The sequence below is a fragment of the Caulobacter sp. SRI_008 genome, from assembly GCF_057586355.1.
In genome coordinates, this window is record NZ_JBYCZS010000007.1 from 49636 (window position 1) to 64165 (window position 14530).

A 14530-nucleotide genomic window follows, 5' to 3' on the forward strand; every position below is an offset into this window, starting at 1 on the left:
CCGTCAGTCGTCCTATCTTGGGTCGACGAGCGATAGCTTTGGGAAGACGACGCGTATGAATCTGAGGAACGTGGGCATCTGGCTGGCCATCGTGTTCGTCCTGATCATGGCTTGGACCGTGATGCGACAGGGCAACCCGGTGCACCGCGAAGGCGGCGCCAGCTATTCGCAGCTGCTGAAGAACATCGATAACGGCCAGGTCAAGAAGGCCGAGATCAATGGTCAGCAGGTCAAGGTCACGGCCGCCGACGGCAAGACGGTCTATGTCGTCAACGCGCCGTCGAACAACGAGGACCTGATCAAGCGGCTGGAGGCGCGCAACGCCGACATCCAGATCCAGGACCCGAACAAGTTCAACGTGCTCGGCCTGTTCCTGAACATGCTGCCGATCCTGCTGCTGATCGGCGTGTGGATCTTCTTCATGCGCCAGATGCAGGGCGGCACCAAGGGCGCCATGGGCTTCGGCAAGTCCAAGGCCCGCCTGCTGACCGAGAACAAGAACCGCGTGCTGTTCGACGACGTCGCCGGCGTGGACGAGGCCAAGGAAGAGCTGCAGGAGGTCGTCGACTTCCTGAAGGACCCGGCCAAGTTCCAGCGCCTGGGCGGCAAGATCCCCAAGGGCGCCCTGCTGGTCGGCCCTCCGGGTACGGGTAAAACCCTGATCGCCCGCGCCGTGGCCGGTGAAGCCGGCGTGCCGTTCTTCACCATCTCCGGTTCGGACTTCGTCGAGATGTTCGTCGGCGTCGGCGCCAGCCGCGTGCGCGACATGTTCGAGCAGGCCAAGAAGAACGCCCCCTGCATCATCTTCATCGACGAAATCGACGCCGTCGGTCGCCACCGCGGCGCCGGCCTGGGCGGCGGTAACGACGAGCGCGAGCAGACCCTCAACCAGCTGCTGGTCGAGATGGACGGCTTCGAGGCCAACGAAGGCATCATCCTGATCGCCGCCACCAACCGTCCCGACGTTCTGGACCCGGCCCTGCTGCGTCCGGGCCGCTTCGACCGCCAGGTCGTGGTGCCGAACCCGGACGTCGCCGGTCGCGAGAAGATCCTGCGCGTGCACATGAAGAACGTGCCGCTGGCCGCCGACGTCGACGTCAAGACCCTGGCCCGCGGCACCCCCGGCTTCTCGGGCGCGGACCTGGCCAACCTGGTCAACGAAGGCGCCCTGACCGCCGCGCGCAAGAACCGCCGCATGGTCACCATGCACGACTTCGAGCACGCCAAGGACAAGGTCATGATGGGCGCCGAGCGCCGCTCGATGGCCATGAGCGAGGACGAGAAGAAGCTGACGGCCTATCACGAGGGCGGCCACGCCCTGGTGGCCCTGAACGTCCCGGTCGCCGACCCGGTCCACAAGGCCACCATCGTGCCGCGCGGCCGCGCCCTGGGCATGGTCATGCAGCTGCCGGAAGGCGACCGCTACTCGATGAGCTACGACATGATGACCTCGCGTCTGGCCATCATGATGGCCGGCCGCGTGGCCGAGGAACTGATCTTCGGCAAGGAGAAGATCACCTCGGGCGCGTCGAGCGACATCAGCGCGGCCACCAACCTGGCCCGCAACATGGTCACCCGCTGGGGCTTCTCCGACGACCTGGGCACCGTGGCCTATGGCGACAACCAGGAAGAGGTGTTCCTGGGCCACTCGGTGGCGCGCACCCAGAACGTCTCGCCTGACACCATGGTCAAGATCGACGCCGAGGTCCGTCGCCTGGTGAAGGGCGGCGAGGACGACGCCCGCCGGATCCTGACCGAGAAGCTGGAAGACCTGCACTCGGTCGCCAAGGCCCTGCTGGAGTTCGAGACCCTGAGCGGCGACGAGATCATCGGCGTCACCAAGGGCGTCACGCCGATCCGCGAGGAGACCGAGGAGAAGAAGCCGACGGGTCCCGTCGCTTCGGTGCCGGTCTCGCCCACGGGCGTCACCGCCTAAGGCGCGAACCAGCCTTTGTAAGACCGCGAAAGCCGGATCCGCTCGTCGGGTCCGGCTTTTGTTTTGCTCCACCGGTCGTCCACCGCTTCCTGCGGCCCCGTTCTGGTCTTCCCGGGCGAGGGGGTGGTACAGCTTCCCTTCGGAGTTGAAACGCAAGGGAACGCGCATGAAGACGTCGATGCTGGGCCTGATGGCCGGAGCCCTGGTCGCGACCACCCCTCTCCTCATCCCTGGGGCGGCTTTGGCGGCGCCGGGCGACATCCATGTCGACGGCATGACCGGCCCCGAGGTCGCCAAGTGGCTGCAGGACGCCGGCTACAAGGCCGAGCTGACCAAGGACGAGACCGGCGACCCGATGATCAAGAGCGCCGCCGGCGGCGTGAACTTCACGGTCTATTTCTACGACTGCACCGCCAAGCCGCGCTGCAAGGCCCTGCAGTTCGCCGCCAGCTTCGACCTGAAGCAGCCGATGTCGGCGGCCAAGATCAACGAGTGGAACCGCCAGAACCGCTATCTGAAGGCCTATATCGACGACGAAGGCGACCCCTACGTCCAGTACGACGTCAACATCAACGCCGGCCGCAGCACGGCCGTGCTCGAAGACGACTTCGGCGTCTGGACCTCGATGATCGACGACTTCACCACCTTCATCGGCTGGTGACGACAACGACCCACGGGTCTAAACCCACGCCCATGATCCATGCCGTCCCGCGCGTCATGGGCGTGGTCAACGTCACGCCCGACAGCTTCTCGGACGGCGGCCGGTTCTTCGATCCCGCCGCCGCCCTGTCCCACGCCCGCCGGCTGATCGACGACGGCGCGACCATCCTCGACATCGGCGGCGAGAGTACCCGGCCGGGCGCGGACCCGGTGTCCGAGGCCGAGGAGATCGCCCGCGTCGTCCCGCTGATCCGCGCCATCCGCGCCGAGAGCGACGCGGCGATCTCGATCGACACCATGAAGCCGGGCGTGGCCCGCGCCGCCGTCGCCGCCGGGGCCGACATCTGGAACGACGTCGCCGCCCTGCGCTTCGCGCCCGACGCCCCCGAGGTCGCCGCCGAGCTGGGCTGCGAGGTGATCCTCATGCACATGCGCGGCGAGCCGGGCACCATGCAGGACGAGCCGCGCTATGACGACGTGGTCGCCGAGGTCGAGGCTTTCCTGCTGGCCCGCGCCCTGACCGCCATGGCCGCCGGCGTCGAGCGTGAGAAGATCTGGCTCGATCCCGGCATCGGCTTCGGCAAGACGCTGGCGCATAACCTCGCCCTGCTGTCGGCCCTGCCGCGCTTCGTGGGCCTGGGCTACCGCGTGCTGCTGGGCGCCAGCCGCAAGCGCTTCATCGCCGCCATCGACCCCCGCGCCCAGGACGCCCGCGACCGCCTGGGCGGCTCGCTCGCCGTCCACCTGCACGGCGCCGACTGCGGCGTCGAGGCCGTCCGCGTCCACGACGTCCGCGAGATGAGCCAGGCCCTGGCGGTCTGGAAAGCCATCGTCGCGGCGGGGCGCTGACCCCTACACCCGCGCCAGCTCCGGCCTTTCCGGCAGGGTCTCCGGCGTCCGCACGTTCCAGGCCAGGCCCAGCCGCTCCAGCAGGCGGATCAGCGCAAAGCCCCAGTCGGCCTGGCCGGGATAGAGGCCGATGCGGGCCGAGCCGGGCCAGGCATGGTGGTTGTTGTGCCAGGCCTCGCCCATGGTCGGGATCGCCGCCCAGGGCACGTCGTGGGCCTGGACGCCCGAGGTCTCGACCAGCCAGCTCTGCGGCCCGGTGCGATGGGCCAGGCGGCCGACGTACCAGTGGCCGGTCACCGACACGCAGACCCGCGCCGCCACGCCCCACAGCAGCCACGGCCAGCCGCCCAGGGCGAACAGCACGAGCGCGACCGGAACCTGCTGCAGCATCCAGGTGCGCTCCAGGAAGCGGTAGAACCGGTCGCCGGCGATGCGGGGCGGGATCTCCTGGCGCGGCGGCGCGTCGAGCACCAGCCGGCCGTGCAGGTTCCAGGCGTAGTCGGTCCAGAAGCCGGCGCGGTTGGAGAGGTAGGGGTGGCAGGCGGCCTGCCGCTGACCCCAGTCGCGCAGGTCGTGGGCGGCGATCATGCCCAGCGGCCCGCTCATGCCCACCAGCGTGCCCAGCCACATCATCGGATAGTCCAGCCAGCGCGGGCTCTCGAAACTGCCGTGGATCAGCCGCCGGTGAAAGCCGACCGAGTGCCCGACCAGCAGGGTGGCGCCGGTGGTCAGCACGAAGACGGCCAGGGCGCTCCAGCTGAAGAAGAACGGCGCGGCCAGGGTCCCGGTCAGCATTGCGCCCTGCCAGAGCGAGGTCGCCGGCGCCCAGACCACGCGGCCGCTCGCCGCGTCGCCGCCCGCGTCCGGCGCGATGGAATGGACGGCGTAGGGATCGTCGTGATGGTCGCTCATCGCGGGGCGTCCTTTCCGTAGGCGACGCGGACCACGACCCAGCCGACGACGGCGCCGGCCAGGCCCATCAGGAGCACGCCCTGGACGGCGTCCGCGATGTGGCGAGCGGTGATGGGGCCGCTGGGCGCGTACAGCATGACCAGGAGGCGGAAGAGACCCACGACGACCGCGACCAGGATCGCGCCGGCGATCGCTCCCGCCCGCCGCGATCGCAGGCCGCGCCGGTGCAGCACGGCGCCGACCGGAAGGCCGAAGACCAGCAGGCCCAGGGCCCAGAAGAAGGCGAAGATCACCAGGACCGGGCTGGCCACGACCAGCGTCATGTCGCCGATGAGCAGGCTCTCGACCTGCGCCCAACCGGCATGGAGCCCGGCGCCGACGGTCGAGCCGGCCAGCAGGGCGACGACTACCTGGAAGGAACTTGTTTCCGGCGGGGGGCGCTCGCTCATCGCGGGGCGTCCTTTCCATAGGCCACGCGCGCCATGATCCAGCCGACGGCCGCGCCGATGGCGGCCAGCCAGATCGCGACGAACCAGGGCCAGCGCCCGTCCTGCGGCACAAAGGACGTCGACAGGCCGGCCACGACGGCGAAGACCAGGACCGCGCCGAGGATCGCTCCGGCCTGGGACGAGCGGATCTTGAGAACGTGGAGCAGGGCCCAGAAGGGCGCGCCGACCACCAGTATCCCCCCATCCAGACGATCAGGGCGAACGGCGCCACCATCAGCCCCACGCCCAGGCCCGAGCCGAGGCCGGCGAGCTCGCTGGAGAGCAGGGCGGGGATCGCGCCGATCAAGATCAGGGTCGCGCCGGTGAGCGCCGCGCCGGTCAGGCCGCCGATGAACAGGGCGCTGATGAACCGGGCCGGATCGGGTTCGGAAAGCCGCACGGGATGTTCCTTTTGTGTAAGTTATTCCTTAAATACCTCATCACTAATTTGAAAGCGATTAGCGAAGCGCTTAAATACGGCTCCATGCAGCGTGTTTTCGAAGCCCTGTCGTCGACGGTCCGGCGCAAGATCCTGGCCTATCTGGCCCATGCCGACCTGACGGCGGGCGAGATCGCCTCGCGCTTTTCGATCTCCAAGCCGGCGGTGTCGCAGCATCTGTCGATCCTGGAGGCCGCGGGCCTGGTCAGCAGCGAGAAGCGCGGCCAGTTCGTGCACTACAGCCTGGTGCGCGACAGTCTGGTCAACACGCTGAACGACTTCGTCCAGGAGGTCTGTCCGGTCGCCAAGCCGCTGCGGGCCGAGAGCGCCCGGCTGAAGGCCGACCGCGACGGCGAGTGATCGGCAACGAAGGTCGGCCAGCCGACGTTATAGGGGCGTGGAACCTTCGCTTTCGGGGAGCTTGCCGATGATCCGCCCGCTGTTCGTCGCCGGCCTGGCCGTTCTGGCCCTGGCTGCTTGCGAAAAGAAGACCGAGGCGCCCAAGCCGGCGCCGACGCCCGATGGCCTGGCCCAGAGCCCCGCGCCGGCGACCCCCGCCGCCCCGGCGGTCAAGGAGATCGTCTACGCCTGCGCCGACGGCCAGGCGCTGAAGGCCCGCTATCTCGACGACAAGACCGCCGTCGTCGAATACGGCGGCAAGACCCGCACCCTCACCGTCGCCATGTCGGCCAGCGGCGCGCGCTACGTCGGCGACGGCCTGCAGTGGTGGACCAAGGGCATGACCGACGGCCTGGTCTCCGAACTCAAGCCCGGCGAGGACGTCGCCAGCGGCAAGCCGGTCGAGTGCCTGGCCCCGGCTGACGCGGGGTAGGGGCGGGGTAGGACCTTCAGTCCGCCGGCCTGAGCACCTGCTGGAACAGGGCCTGGTCGTCGTCGTTCATCGCCGCCTGGTAGTGCGCCAGGCAATCGGCGTCGCGCGCCATCGCGCGGTCCACGCCGGCGGCGGTCAGCCTGTCGTCGATCGGCTTCAGGGTTTTGACCCACGCGGCCGCGTCTTCCATCCTGAAGGACAGCCGCGCTTCCCGCTCGTCCGGAAAGGCGACGACGTACTCCACGACGTAGCCGCGCTTGGACTGCGAAGACCGACCATCGGCGCTGCAGCCGCCGCTGACCCGGGTCGCCTGCTCCCAGCGCCATTGATCATGGGGCGTTCCGTCGCGGAGCCATTGCACGCCGTCCATTGTCGCCACGCCGATCTCGCGGCCGCCCAGCATGCGATAGGCGACGGCCTCGGCCCCGATCGCAATGGCCAGTCCCGCCACCAGCACCGCGCGCCATCGCGGCCGCAGCGTCGGCATCAAGCGGCGGTAGCGCACGCCGAAGGCGCCCGGCACCAGCACCAGGGGCGCGATGACCAGCAGGACGCCGATCACCATGAGCAGGCCCACGTCCTCGCGCCACCACAGGATCATGCCGGGCGTCTCCCGGGCGAAGGCCTCCATGCGCGGCTCGACGGTAGCGTCGCCCCATCCCGTCGCCGCGATGCCGCACAGGGCCAGCAGGAGCGCCAGCACCACGCCCACGATCTTCCCGACGGTCTGATAGCCGTCGTCGTCGTTTTCTTCGTCGTACATGGGGGCGGACTAGGCTCTCATCTGACGTTGAGGCGAGCGAGCCGCTCCAACTCTCCGGAAACGAAGGTCCATCGGCCGCCGTCGAGCCAGCGGTCGCCGCGGATCTCGATCGCATAGCGGCCCTGCTTTTCGCCCAGGTCGCGCCCCGAAGCGTGGGTGATCTCGACGAGGTGGTCCTCGACGATCGCGCCCTGGCCTTGCGACAATCGCGCGAGGATCTCGGGCCTCAGCCGCTGCTCGCCCATGGCCCTGCCCAGCGCCGCGAACACGGCGATCATGTCGTCGGGCCAGCCGCGCGGATCTTCTTCCATGCCCAATTGGAGCAGGCTGCGTTCCGGCGTCAATGCCGGCGCGGGGGGGCTACAGCAGCGTGCGCTGGGCCGGTTCGGCCGGCTCGACTTCCACCGCATCCCCCCGCCGGCGCAGCTCGGTCTCGGCGCTGAAGCGCAGGTTGACGTCGCGGTCCTTGGCCAGGGTCAGCAGGGCGTCGCCGTCGAGCTGGTCCCAGGCCTTGCCGCGATGGGCGCCGGTCGGCACGCGGGGCAGCAGGCCGGGCTGCTCGCTCCAGGCCAGCAGCTGCTCCAGCGAGGCGACGTTCAGCATGTCGCGCAGGTGGTGGGCGGTGACATAGGCGTCGGGCAGGGCGCGGTGGGCCGGCAGGCCCAGCTGGTGGACCAGGCCGTCGGGCATGCGCTGGTAGCGCAGCATCTGGTTGGAGAAGCTCTGAAGGTGCGGCCACAGGCGCAGGGCGCATTTCCAGGTGCAGATCCACGGCGCGGGCCCGGCCAGCTTGGGCGTGCAGTAGCGCTGCTCGAACGAGGCGCGATGCGCGGCCAGTGCCGCGACGCCGCCTTCGGGCCGCAGCGCGTCCGGCGCGGCGTCCTTCCAGAATGGCGCGCCGGCGACGTCGGCGTCGAGGATGTGGTGCACGGCCATGGTCTCGGGCGAGATCGGGCGGCCCGGATTGATCAACTGCGACCCGCGAGCCCCGTCATCGACGCGCCACGGGCCGCCGGCGTCTTGGACCACGTCCTGCCAGCCGATCTCGCAGACGTCGTGCGGGCCGTTTCCGGCGGTCTCCAGGTCGATGACGCGGACACGCTGCATGGAGCCAATATGGCCCCCGCCCGGTCTCACGCCAAACGGCGCGATCCCAAATCTGTCAGCTGACGCGCAGGAAGGCCCGGCCGGCGGCGAAGTCGCCCACTTCCACATAGGCTCGGCGCACGGTCTCGCCGCCGTCGCGGCCCTGGATCACGAACTCGATGGTGATCGCCTCGCGCGGGTCGAGCCGGGCGATGACGTCGCCGGCCTCGCGCGGGAAGCGGAAGCTCATGCCGGTCTTGGCGCTGGTCGGCAGCAGGGTGGGGGCGGGCGCGGGATCGCGGGTCTCGGCCCCGAACACCCGGCTGGCGACGCGCGGGGCGGCGTTGTCGGCCAGGCCGCCGCCGTTGCGGGCCTTCAGATACGGTCCCTGGGTGCGGGTCGGGTCGCGCATCACCAGGCGGGCGGCGTAGGGGCGCGCGCCATCGGCGAAGGTCGCCACGGCCAGCAGCTCGATGTTGCGACCGGCCAGGCCGAACACCAGCCGGTCGCCGCCGAAGCTCGAGGGCTGCGACAGCCGCCAGAACGGGATGGTCGCCGAGCTGGCGCGGTCGGCTATCCAGGTGGCCCGGTCGCCCGGATAGTTCATCCGCTGCAGCAGGGCGTAGCCTTCGAAGGCCTTGCGCACCCGGCCGGCGGCCGTGCCCAGGTCCTTGGAATTGCAGGGCACCGAGGCGGCCTTGGCGTGGGCGCGCTGCTGCACGCCGTCCAGCTGGTCGCTGCTGGCGCCGGCGCGCAGGGCCGCGCCCCGGGCCTGGGCCTTGCCCGCGTCCAGCGCGCCCGACAGCGACGGGCTGAACAGGCCGCAGCGCGCGCCGGCGGCGCTCATCAGGCTGCGTTCGTAGAAAAGGTCGGAGGGCGTGGCGGCCGCCGTCTGGGCTGCGCACAGGGACGCGAGGGCGAACACGGTCGCCATCGAGCGCCGCTTGCGCGCGCGGTCAGTCTTCTTGGTGGCCATTTTCTCGTATTCTGCGAGACAGGATGTTCGGGCGGACCTTAGCCGCCTCTGGTTGCGGTTCGGTTAGCGATGCTTCTTTCGACGGATCTCTGGGTGGGCGCGTTGATCCGCCGCGCCGAACTGGGCGGCGCCTTCGCCATGGTGGCCCGCAAGGGCGACGTCCGGGCCGGCGCCGTGCTGGTCAAGGTGGTCGATCGCCGGGCTGGAACCGTGCGGCTCTACAGCGAGGCCACGCGCGGCGACGGCGAACGGGTGTGGATGCAGCCGATCCGCTCGGACTTCGAGCCCGACCTCGACGCCTATGCCGAGCGCGCTGCCCGCATCGATCCGGATGTCTGGGTGGTGGAGATCGAGGATCGCGAGGGCCGCCACTTCCTGACCGAGCCGGTCGAGGCCTGACGGCGGCCCCTCGACGCCGGATCTGGGGGAGCAAAGTTCTCTGCAACGATCCACAGCATTAACCTTGCCGCTAAACCAGACCGAAAGTCCGGCGCGGCAGGATGTCGCAGGTCTCCTAGCAGCCCCCGCAAACCGCCCATGCTCTTTTTGATGAACGACGTCGTGCTCAGCCTGGACGCCGCCGAACTGTCGCCGCCGATGACGCGCGACCGTTTCGCGGCCCTGTCGCTGAACTTCGTCGCCGAGCTGGGCAAGGAGCTCTACGCCCAGGAGCCGCTGCTGCATCACAAGCAGGTGGAGAAGGCCAAGCGCCTGGCCGCCCTGGTGATCGCCAAGGCGCCGGAGATCAACGCGGCCCTTTTCATCGCCCCGGCTCGGGGCTGCCTGATCGAGCAGGTGCAGGTGCGCTACGCCCAGATCGGCATCGAGGTCATGGGCGCGCTGCACCAGCGTCAGAAGGCCGGCCAACTGACCAATCTGGAAGCCGATCGCCAGGTCTGGCGTCGGCTGGCCGCCTGACGGGCGGGTTGGGCTGCTAGATCAGCAGGCCGGCCAGCAGGTTCAGGGCGAGGGCGAGAACCACCAGTCCCGCCAGGACCGTGCCGAGGCAGAGCGTGCTCTGTCCCAGGGAGCGGTGACGGATATGGCGGCGAGGGTCTTCGGCCAGGGCCATGTCGGTTCCTCCGTCGCCCCGACGGCTCTCGGGGGCCGAACGTCGGCGACGCGAGCAGCATGACTCCAATCCCATAGCGTGCACAGGGTTTTTTACGTCGGCGGCCGTTCGCGCGCTGCAGACGACTTGTCAGGCGCCGGCCTTCTCCGCCATATCCACGTGGGGTTGCGGTTGGGGGACTACAGTGGCTTTCCGTGAGTTCTTGCTCGCCGGCGTGGCGGGCGCGCTGGCTATTGGCCTTGGCGCGGCGCCGGTCGTGGCGCGGGCGCAGGATCAGGCCGCGACGGCGGCCGCCGCCAAGCCGGCGCCGAGCGCCGATGCGCCCGGCCGCTGGCTGCGGGCCGAGAGCGAGCATTTCATCGTCTATTCCGATCGCGGCGAGCCCACGCTGCGCGGCTACGTGACCATGCTGGAGGACTTCGACGGCGTTCTGCGCGTGCTGCAGAACCGCACGACCGCCGAGACCCCGCGCAAGCTGCCGGTCTATCTGGTGAGCAACATCAACCAGCTGCGACGCGCCTATCCCGACGCCGACGAGCGGCTGGGCGGCGTCTATTTCAACGCGCTGAACGACATCTTCGCCATCGCCATCCGGGCCGAGCGCGGCAGCGCCTCGAACGGCAGCGACGACGTGGTGCTGCACGAGTACGTGCACCACTTCATGATGCAGTACTTCCCCAACGGTTATCCCGGCTGGATGATCGAGGGGCTGGCCGAGTACTACATGACCGCCGACCTCCAGCCCAAGAAGGTGCTGGTCGGCAGCGCCAACGCCGGCCGGGGCTATTCGCTCTACAATGAGCGCTGGCTGCCGATGGAGGACCTGCTGGGCAAGGAGCCCGGCGAGCTGCGCTCCGACGACATGGCCACCTTCTACGCCCAGGCCTGGCTGCTGACCCACTACGTCTGGACCGACAAGCAGCGCTGGACCAAGCTGCAGGACTATCTCGCCGCCATCCGCGCGGGCGGCGACCCGATGGAGAGCTGGACCAAGGCCTTCGGCGAGGACTCCAAGACCCTGGAGCGCAACCTGCGGACCTATATGCGCAAGCCGCTGATGGGCGTGGCGATCACCCGCACGCCGCCGCCGCCGCCGCAGATCGCCTTCACCCGCATGCCGGCGGGCGCCGACGACCTGATCCTCGAGGCCCAGCTTCTGAAGCGCGGCGTCAGCGACGATCAGGGCGCGGTGCTGCTGAAGAAGGTGCGCGAGCTGGCCGCCAAGCGTCCCGGCGAGTTCTACAGCCGCCTGGTCCTGGCCCGCGCCGAATGCGACCTGGGCGACCGCGCGGCCGGCGAGAAGATCCTCAAGACCCTGCTGGACGAGCGGCCGACCGACCTGGAAGCCCTGCAGGTCATGGCCTACAGCCGCCTGGCCGCCGCCCGCCACGCCGACTACGACGACGCCAAGGCGATCTACGCCGAGGCGGCCAAGTATCTGGGACGGGCCCACAAGATCGACGGCGACAACTATCTGACGCTCTACGGCTACGCCGAGGCGCGGTCCTTCGATCGCGATCCGTCGCAGAACACGCTGAACGTCGTCTTCCGCGCCGCCGAGATCGCCCCGCAGAGCCCGACGATCCGGATGAACGCCGCCAGCCTATTCACGCGCGCGGGCCAGTACGGCGTGGCGCGCGACATGCTGACGCCGATCGCGGCCAACCCGCACGGCGGCGGCGCGGCGAAGATGGCGGCCAACATGCTCAAGGAGCTGGAGGGCAAGGCCGACCGGCCGCCGCCGCCCGCCCAGGTCGCGGCCCCGACGCCCGCCCCGGCCTCGACCAAGCCGCCGGCCAGGACCTCCGGCGGCGGCGCGTCCAAGGGACCGGCCAAGGGCGGTGCCAAGCCCGCCGGCTGAGCCGGCGGCTTCCGGTTCCCGCCCCGGAAAAGGTGACAAGGACGCGCGGGGGCGGTAGTTCCGCCGGATGAGCACTTCTCCCGCCGCTGAAGCCGCCCGTCGGCGCACCTTCGCCATCATCAGCCACCCCGACGCCGGCAAGACGACGCTGACGGAAAACCTGCTGCTGGCCGGCGGGGCGATCCGCGCGGCCGGCGCGGTGCGGGCGCGCGGCCAGGCGCGGCGCACCCAGTCGGACTGGATGAAGATCGAGCGCGAGCGCGGCATCTCGGTCTCGGCTTCGGTGATGACGTTCGACCACGACGGCCTGATGTTCAACCTGCTGGACACCCCGGGCCACGAGGACTTCTCGGAAGACACCTACCGCACCCTCACCGCCGCCGACGCCGCGGTCATGGTGCTGGACGCCGCCAAGGGCATCGAGCCCCAGACCCTGAAGCTGTTCGAGGTGTGCCGCCTGCGCGACATCCCGATCATCACCTTCATCAACAAGATGGACCGCGAGGCCCAGGACCCGTTCGAGCTGCTCGACGAGGTCTCGTCGAAGCTCGCCCTCGACCCCGCGCCGCTCTACTGGCCGGCTGGCTCGGGCGGGCGCTTCAAGGGCATGCTCGACCTGCGCAGCCAGCAGTTCCTGCCCTACGCCAAGAAGAGCTCGACCGACGAGGAGGGCCACCCCGACGCCGTCGCCTTCAACGGCAACGCCATCGTCCAGTACCTCGAGCCCGACGAGCGCGCCGAGCTGGAAGAGAACGCCATGCTGGTCACCGAGGCCGGCAAGCCGTTCGACGTGCAGTCGTTCCTGGAAGGCCACATGACGCCGGTGTTCTTCGGCTCGGCCCTGCGCCACTTCGGCGTCGAGCAGCTGCTGGCCGGCATCGGCGCCTACGCCCCCGCGCCCAAGCCGGCCAAGGCCAGCAAGGCCGGGGCCGAGACCCATGTCGCCCCGGGCGACGGCGAGGTCTCGGGCTTCGTCTTCAAGGTCCAGGCCAACATGGACCCCAATCACCGCGACCGGATCGCCTTCCTGCGCCTGACCAGCGGCCGCTTCACGCGCGGCATGAAGCTGAAGGCCCAGAACACCGGCAAGGCCATGAGCGTCAACGCGCCGATCATGTTCTTCGCGTCCGACCGGGAACTGGCCGAAGACGCCTTCGCCGGCGACGTCATTGGGATTCCGAACCATGGCGTGCTGCGGGTGGGCGACAGCCTGTCGGAGACCGGGTCGCTGCGCTTCGCCGGCCTGCCCAACTTCGCCCCGGAAATCCTGCGCCGCGTGCGGGTCAAGGATCCGCTGAAGGCCAAGCACCTGAAGAAGGCGCTGGAGGGCCTGGCCGAGGAAGGCGTCACCCAGCTGTTCCGGCCGATGATCGGGTCCGACTTCATCGTCGGCGCCGTCGGCCAGCTGCAGTTCGAGGTCATGGCCGACCGCCTGGCCAACGAGTACCAGCTGGACGTGATCTTCGAGAACAGCCCCTACGCCGAGGCCCGCTGGCTGGTCGGCGAGCGCGCCGACGTCGAGGACTTCGAGAACAAGCACAAGACGGCCATGGGCCGCGACATCGACGACCAGCCGGTATTCCTGGGCAAGAGCGGCTGGGAGATCAACTACGTGGCGGAGCGCTACCCGAAGGTGCGCTTCGAGCGGACGAAGGAGCGGGGTTAGTCTCGGCGCTAGCCGTGCTCAGGGCAGCGACCGTTCACCTTCACGCGTCCGCAGACGATGCAGGTGGTCGCGCCCTGCGGCCCGCCAAGGCGCTGCACGAAGAACTGCCGCAGGCGCGCAAGGCCGGTGAGCCGCGGCGCCACGATCTTCGGGGCGTCGACGGGATTTGCCTGCGGCGCCGGCACGGACGCTTGATCCGAAACCGCGTTGCGGGGCGGGGCGTCTTGCGAGGCGAGGGACGGCTTCTGGTCTTGCTGGTCGCTCATGGCGTTGCGTTCCCTGGTTAGTCGTCTACGCGGTAGAAGCCGATCAATGCGGTTTTCGCCGTCGGATAGGCGGCCTCGCTGACCCCGTCGCTCTGGTTGCCGCCCAGCACCATGAACTTGCCGGTCCGAGCGCCGGCGGCGTTGGTCTGCCAGCGCGTGAAGAAACCGACGTGGCCGTCGGCCTCGTTGCGTTTGAAGACGGCGAGGTCGCCAGGGCGCGGATCCGACGTCCGGGCCTGGTTGCGATAGCCGACGTAGTCGCGCGCACGGGCCGTTCTTTCGGTGGGCCGACCGGCGGCGTAGAGGCAGAAGCTGACGAAGGCCGCGCACCAAGGCGTTTCGTCGCCCTTCGCCGGCAGAGTTTGGGTCATCGAAAACAGGCCGGTGATCAGCGGATTTCCCCGCTTGGACCATTCTCGATTGTAGGGCTCGCCCTGGATATTGCGCTCCTTGATGTTCTGGAAGTAGCGGGCGACGTCCAGGTGATGGTCGTATTTTCCCGCGCCCAGCAGCAGGCGGACCGCGACGGCGATCTCGTCATGCAGGGGTGAACCCGTGCCGATCGCGGCATTGCGATGATCGTGCTCCGGATCGAACTGCGGTCCGATGAAGTCGGCGAAGATCGAGTCCGCCTGCGGCGTGGACTGCGGCTGCGCGGCGACCGTGGATGCCACGACGCTGGTCGCGAGGGCTGGAGCGGCGAAGAGGCCGCGGCGGGACAAGG

General features: G+C 69.4%; 19 protein-coding genes. 9 read left to right on the forward strand and 10 right to left on the reverse strand.

The genetic code is table 11. From position 1 onward, the window contains the following. Positions 1-55: 55 nt before the first annotated feature. From ftsH to folP, 3 genes are all read left to right on the forward strand, one after another. Positions 56-1936, forward strand: a complete 1881-nt coding sequence (gene ftsH, locus AC2YHT_RS08100; protein ID WP_487289072.1) for an ATP-dependent zinc metalloprotease FtsH — start codon at positions 56-58, stop codon at positions 1934-1936. Positions 1937-2102: 166 nt separating this feature from the next. Then, entirely contained in the window at positions 2103-2597 is a 495-nt protein-coding gene (locus AC2YHT_RS08105) for a YbjN domain-containing protein (protein WP_487289074.1), read from the forward strand. A gap of 32 nt (positions 2598-2629) precedes the next feature. Then, on the forward strand, positions 2630-3445 hold the full coding sequence (gene folP, locus AC2YHT_RS08110; protein WP_487289075.1) for a dihydropteroate synthase: 816 nt from the start codon (positions 2630-2632) through the stop codon (positions 3443-3445). Between the two features lie 3 nt (positions 3446-3448). Here the strand turns inward: folP and AC2YHT_RS08115 are convergent, their stop codons facing one another. Genes AC2YHT_RS08115 through AC2YHT_RS08125 form a run of 3 tightly spaced genes read right to left on the reverse strand, consistent with a single transcriptional unit; the run spans position 3449 to position 5036 of the window. Beyond that, a complete protein-coding gene (locus AC2YHT_RS08115) occupies positions 3449-4357 on the reverse strand; it encodes an acyl-CoA desaturase (RefSeq protein ID WP_487289076.1) in 909 nt (302 codons plus the stop codon). Further along, a complete protein-coding gene (locus tag AC2YHT_RS08120) occupies positions 4354-4806 on the reverse strand; it encodes a hypothetical protein (protein ID WP_487289077.1) in 453 nt (150 codons plus the stop codon). Before AC2YHT_RS08120 ends, AC2YHT_RS08115 begins: the two co-directional genes overlap by 4 nt. Next, positions 4803-5036: a hypothetical protein gene (locus tag AC2YHT_RS08125; RefSeq protein WP_487289079.1), complete on the reverse strand. Its 234-nt coding sequence runs from the start codon at positions 5034-5036 to the stop codon at positions 4803-4805. The genes AC2YHT_RS08120 and AC2YHT_RS08125 overlap by 4 nt, the downstream gene beginning before the upstream one ends. A gap of 293 nt (positions 5037-5329) precedes the next feature. Here AC2YHT_RS08125 and AC2YHT_RS08130 point away from each other — a divergent pair, with 293 nt between their 5' ends. Beyond that, positions 5330-5644: a metalloregulator ArsR/SmtB family transcription factor gene (locus tag AC2YHT_RS08130; RefSeq protein ID WP_487289080.1), complete on the forward strand. Its 315-nt coding sequence runs from the start codon at positions 5330-5332 to the stop codon at positions 5642-5644. Positions 5645-5711: 67 nt separating this feature from the next. After that, a complete protein-coding gene (locus AC2YHT_RS08135; RefSeq protein ID WP_487289081.1) occupies positions 5712-6116 on the forward strand; it encodes an MliC family protein in 405 nt (134 codons plus the stop codon). Between the two features lie 16 nt (positions 6117-6132). Here the strand turns inward: AC2YHT_RS08135 and AC2YHT_RS08140 are convergent, their stop codons facing one another. Genes AC2YHT_RS08140 through AC2YHT_RS08155 form a run of 4 tightly spaced genes read right to left on the reverse strand, consistent with a single transcriptional unit; the run spans position 6133 to position 8941 of the window. Next, on the reverse strand, positions 6133-6879 hold the full coding sequence (locus tag AC2YHT_RS08140; protein WP_487289083.1) for a hypothetical protein: 747 nt from the start codon (positions 6877-6879) through the stop codon (positions 6133-6135). A 17-nt stretch (positions 6880-6896) separates the two neighbouring features. Further along, complete coding sequence (locus AC2YHT_RS08145; RefSeq protein WP_487289084.1) at positions 6897-7190, reverse strand: hypothetical protein; 294 nt, start codon at positions 7188-7190, stop codon at positions 6897-6899. Positions 7191-7239: 49 nt separating this feature from the next. After that, entirely contained in the window at positions 7240-7986 is a 747-nt protein-coding gene (locus AC2YHT_RS08150) for an exonuclease domain-containing protein (RefSeq protein ID WP_487289086.1), read from the reverse strand. 55 nt (positions 7987-8041) lie between these two features. After that, positions 8042-8941 (reverse strand): hypothetical protein, encoded by a 900-nt coding sequence (locus AC2YHT_RS08155; RefSeq protein ID WP_487289088.1) that lies wholly within the window; start codon positions 8939-8941, stop codon positions 8042-8044. Between the two features lie 69 nt (positions 8942-9010). Between AC2YHT_RS08155 and AC2YHT_RS08160 the strand changes: the two genes are divergently transcribed. Both AC2YHT_RS08160 and AC2YHT_RS08165 read left to right on the forward strand, forming a co-directional pair. Beyond that, positions 9011-9340, forward strand: coding sequence for a DUF1491 family protein (locus tag AC2YHT_RS08160; protein ID WP_110118447.1), 330 nt, complete (start codon positions 9011-9013; stop codon positions 9338-9340). Between the two features lie 138 nt (positions 9341-9478). Continuing rightward, a complete protein-coding gene (locus AC2YHT_RS08165; protein WP_487289090.1) occupies positions 9479-9859 on the forward strand; it encodes a hypothetical protein in 381 nt (126 codons plus the stop codon). A 16-nt stretch (positions 9860-9875) separates the two neighbouring features. Here the strand turns inward: AC2YHT_RS08165 and AC2YHT_RS08170 are convergent, their stop codons facing one another. Next, on the reverse strand, positions 9876-10013 hold the full coding sequence (locus AC2YHT_RS08170; RefSeq protein ID WP_158285896.1) for a hypothetical protein: 138 nt from the start codon (positions 10011-10013) through the stop codon (positions 9876-9878). Positions 10014-10197: 184 nt separating this feature from the next. Here AC2YHT_RS08170 and AC2YHT_RS08175 point away from each other — a divergent pair, with 184 nt between their 5' ends. After that, the gene (locus AC2YHT_RS08175; protein ID WP_487289091.1) at positions 10198-11874 is read left to right on the forward strand and encodes a DUF1570 domain-containing protein; all 1677 of its coding nucleotides are present in this window, start codon (positions 10198-10200) and stop codon (positions 11872-11874) included. A gap of 67 nt (positions 11875-11941) precedes the next feature. Then, complete coding sequence (locus AC2YHT_RS08180; protein ID WP_487289092.1) at positions 11942-13540, forward strand: peptide chain release factor 3; 1599 nt, start codon at positions 11942-11944, stop codon at positions 13538-13540. Positions 13541-13548: 8 nt separating this feature from the next. Here the strand turns inward: AC2YHT_RS08180 and AC2YHT_RS08185 are convergent, their stop codons facing one another. Together AC2YHT_RS08185 and AC2YHT_RS08190 are read right to left on the reverse strand one after the other, a co-directional pair. Beyond that, on the reverse strand, positions 13549-13806 hold the full coding sequence (locus AC2YHT_RS08185; protein WP_487289093.1) for a hypothetical protein: 258 nt from the start codon (positions 13804-13806) through the stop codon (positions 13549-13551). A 17-nt stretch (positions 13807-13823) separates the two neighbouring features. Next, a complete protein-coding gene (locus AC2YHT_RS08190) occupies positions 13824-14528 on the reverse strand; it encodes a TIGR02594 family protein (protein WP_487289094.1) in 705 nt (234 codons plus the stop codon). Positions 14529-14530: the final 2 nt, after the last annotated feature.